The sequence below is a fragment of the Burkholderia sp. E168m23 genome (genome assembly GCF_016586125.1).
Classification (GTDB): Bacteria; Pseudomonadota; Gammaproteobacteria; order Burkholderiales; family Burkholderiaceae; genus Burkholderia; species Burkholderia orbicola.
On the sequence record NZ_BCPP01000744.1, the window covers coordinates 1 to 3,650 of the forward strand.

Genomic DNA, 3,650 nt, shown 5'->3' on the forward strand with positions numbered 1-3,650 from the left:
CGATCCGCCGTGCGACGCAAAGCTGATCTGCACGTCCATCTGCTCGGCGTTGCCGTAGGTCGCGATCCAGCCGTGGTCCATCAGCAGGTCGAGACCGAAGATCCGTTGATAGAAGCGCTTTGCATCGTCGATCGAGCGCGTGTCGACGTTGGCGACGATCCGTTTGACTTTCATCGGGTTCCTTCACGAGTCGGGCAGTCTCGCGAAGCTACACCGGAATCGCGCGCGCAACCAGTGCGTCAGCGGCCGGCCGTCTCCAGGTCCGCGCAGCGCGGCCGCGCGGGCCGCGCACCGGGCTTGCCGGCCAGCCAGACGCCGACCGCGACCACGACGATGCCGACGTAGGTCGTCACCGCGATCCGGTCGCCGAACATCCACGCGGCCCACAGCAGCGTCACCGGCGGTTCGAGATAGACGAGCGTCGCCACGCGCGTCGCCGGCATGCGCTTGAGCAGCGCCCACAGCGACAGGTAAGCGATGAAGGTCGAGAACACCGTCAGCCACACGACCGACACCCACACGTTCGGCTGCGTCGGCACGTGCAGGTCGCCGGTGACGATCCCGCACGCCGCGAACAGCACGAGGCTCACGCCACCCTGCACGAACAGCGGCAGGAACAGCCCGTCCTCGTTGCTGCGCGCGGCCGTCAGCGCGCGGCGGCGCTGATAGATCGTCGCGATCGACAGCCCGAACGCGGACACCAGCGGCAGCAGGTACATGACGATCCCGACCGACCCGGCCGGCAGCGCATATTGGCCGCCGATCACGATGCCCACGCCGACGAACCCGACGACGAGCCCGGCCCACTGGCGCGCCCCGCTGCGCTCGCTGCCGCCGAACGACGTCATCGCCGCCGTGATGAGCGGCTGCAACGCCGCGACGATCGCGGCGATGCCCGGCGGCAGGCCGTGCTGGATCGCGACGTACACGCAGGCCAGATAGAGGAATTGCGACAGGAAACCGATCACCGCGTGATAGCAGATTTTCTCGAGCGTCAGGCGCCCGAGCTGCCGATTGAGGACGATCGCGAGGCACAGCGTGACGAGCAGGAACCGCCAGAACAGCAGGTTGAACGCACCGGCCGTCTCCGCGCCGAGCTTGGCGCCGATGAATCCGGAACTCCACGACAGGACGAAAACGAGTTGAAGCAGGAAGAGCTGCATGGCGCGACGGTTCTCAGAAAGTGGCCGAAGCCAGGCGCTGGTCGCCCAGATCGTCCGGCCGGATCGGTTCGAGCCCCAGGCGGCGGTACTGCAGCTCGGCGTCGTCCCTGAGGGCACGCCGCAGCGCCAGCCAGTTCACGGCGGTGCGCGCAATGCCGTCGTCCGACGCGAGATGCCAGAACCCGTTGTCGTCCTCGCGTGTGTAGGGGCAATGAAACGACAGCACCAGCGACATGCGACGCCCGGCCTCGACCGGTTCGACGCCATGAAAGAGCTTGCTGCCGTAGATCAGCAGCGCATCGCCCGCGTGGTCCAGGTTCGCGGTCCTCACGTGCCGGCGCTCGGGATCGTGGCGATCGAACGTCTCCGCCCTCGATTCGTAGAACAGAAAGTTGCCGCCGGCGTAATCGGCGCGATCCGACAGCACGATGTTCAGCACGAAGCTGGTGCCGTCGGTGTGCCACATGCCGAGTTGCGCCTTGCCGTCGCGCTGATCCGTCGGATAGTAGTAGTTGAACTGCGAGCGCGCGTTGGCCATCGGATACGGGATCAACGGCACACCGGCGAGGCGCGACACCCGCAGCAGGAACGCGCGATCGTGCATCATGTCGTCGATGAAGCGCGAGCGGTTCGTCACCGCACGCACGCGCTTCGAGATGATCCAGTTGCTGCTCGACGCGCTGCGTTCCAGCGCGCGGCCGATCTCGCGCAGCGCGTCGACCGCTTCGTCGGAAAACAACCGGCGCAGGTGACACACCGCATTCAGCGCATCCGAGCGCGTGCCGCGCATCGGCACGTCGCGATAACCGAGATCGTCGAGGTTGCGGCGGTAGCGCACCTCGTAGCCGTCGCGCAGGCACGCGCCGCTCCAGCGCATCGGTTCCGTCGATGCGTCGAGCGTGCCGCCGACGTTCGCGCCGACGGACAGCGACGTCCGCAGCGCCAGCGTCACCCGGCCGAACCCGCGCGCAAATACCGGCAATGCATGTCCCTTGTTCATCGCGTGCCTCGCTGTCGACGTTTCGCCATTCAGCCCTTGTACTGCGCAATCTGGTACACGACGCTGCCGTCCCCGCTATGCAATTCGTCGATCACGCGGCAATTGCCGTGGCTCAGGCGGACGTGGCGGAATTGCTCCGGCGTGTATTTCAGGCAGACATTGGTGATCAGATGCCCGTCGGCCCCCGCTTTCGACACCGGCTGCAGCGTGACCGCCACATGGAACTGGTCGCCGAGCAGATTGAGCCGCACGATCGAGACATGGTGCTTGCCGAGCGGCTCGAAGCCCTGCTGCCGGCTGACGATTTCGGAGAACCGCACCATGTTCTCGTTCTGGTAGAAGTCGTAGATGGGCTCTTCGCGCCCTTCCACGAGCAACTGCATCTCCGACACGACGTAAGTCGACTTGCCGCCGAGATTGCGAATCAGCCGGCCGATCGTCACCGGCAACTCGTTGCCTTCCTGGAACCCGAGCATCGTGATGAACGTCACGTCCTGGCCCAGGTCGATATGGTTCCACTGCACGTTCCGGTAATCGTCGGCGATGTAGTTGAAACAGCCGGGCGTTTTCAGGAACGGCATGATCGCGTGCCGCATCGCGTCTTCCGACGACTCGTTGATGTCGACGGCCGTGTAACGCAGATGATCCGGCCCGCCGCCGCTGACCGCTTTCATCAGCTCGGTCGTCTTGACCGGCTCGGGCCCCAGCTCGATGTAATGGACATGGCGGCCGCGCGACAACGTCGCGAGCCGCTCGCTCAATGCGCCGATCGCTTCGCGCAACGAACCCTTGCCGTCGCGATCCGCGCACAGCGCCGGGCTTCGCACGCCCAGTTCGTTCAGGTTGCGCATCAGCGCAAAGACTTCGCGCCCCGCTTCCCGTCGCCGCGCGTCATCGCCAGTGCGATGCAACGTCGAATATTTTTCGTGATTCTCGACCGTCCATACCGACTCCGCCTTCAGCTTCCTGTCCCGCACCAATGCATCTACGACAAAATCATTGATCGACATGAATCGTTCCCCGGATGCGTGCAACGCCCGACCGGCTGCCTGCCGTTGTCTGCCTGTTGACCCGAGAATAGGGATGCCCAATAATTCCGTCAATCGACATTACCTGAATCACTGATTCTGAAAAACAAAATCATGCCGCGTACCCTGGACGTCGACCTGCTGCGTACCTTCCACGCCGTCGCGAAGCTCGGCCGCTTCAAGGATGCGGCCGTTCATGTGAACCGCAGCCCGTCGTCCGTCACCGCGCAGATTCAGAAGCTGGAAGAGATGGTCGCGCAGCGGCTGTTTACGCGAAACAACCAGGCGGTCGAACTCACGCAGTTCGGCCACAAGCTGCTGAGCGACACCACCGAGTTTCTGTTGAGCCACGACCGGCTCGTCGAATCGCTGTCGCCGCAGATGCTGACCGGCAAGCTGCGGCTCGGCATCCCCGATTCCTACGCGGCGCATTTCATGGCGGAGTTCCTGCCGCGCTTC

Annotated in this window: 4 protein-coding genes and 1 pseudogene; 1 reads left to right on the forward strand and 4 read right to left on the reverse strand. The window is 64.7% G+C overall.

The window, feature by feature from the left end:
- From JMF90_RS28690 to JMF90_RS28705, 4 genes and pseudogenes are all read right to left on the reverse strand, one after another.
- Window positions 1-174 (reverse strand): annotated as a pseudogene (locus JMF90_RS28690) (glyoxalase); the annotation flags it as partial.
- Between the two features lie 65 nt (window positions 175-239).
- Window positions 240-1,163, reverse strand: coding sequence for a DMT family transporter (locus tag JMF90_RS28695; protein WP_011547159.1), 924 nt, complete (start codon window positions 1,161-1,163; stop codon window positions 240-242).
- 13 nt (window positions 1,164-1,176) lie between these two features.
- Entirely contained in the window at window positions 1,177-2,163 is a 987-nt protein-coding gene (locus tag JMF90_RS28700) for a 2OG-Fe(II) oxygenase family protein (RefSeq protein ID WP_011547158.1), read from the reverse strand.
- Between the two features lie 29 nt (window positions 2,164-2,192).
- Entirely contained in the window at window positions 2,193-3,173 is a 981-nt protein-coding gene (locus JMF90_RS28705; RefSeq protein ID WP_011547157.1) for a hypothetical protein, read from the reverse strand.
- 132 nt (window positions 3,174-3,305) lie between these two features.
- On the opposite strand from JMF90_RS28705, the gene JMF90_RS28710 reads away from it, so the two are divergent.
- Window positions 3,306-3,650 (forward strand): LysR family transcriptional regulator (locus tag JMF90_RS28710; RefSeq protein WP_201325735.1); only part of this gene is annotated, 345 nt, incomplete at its 3' end.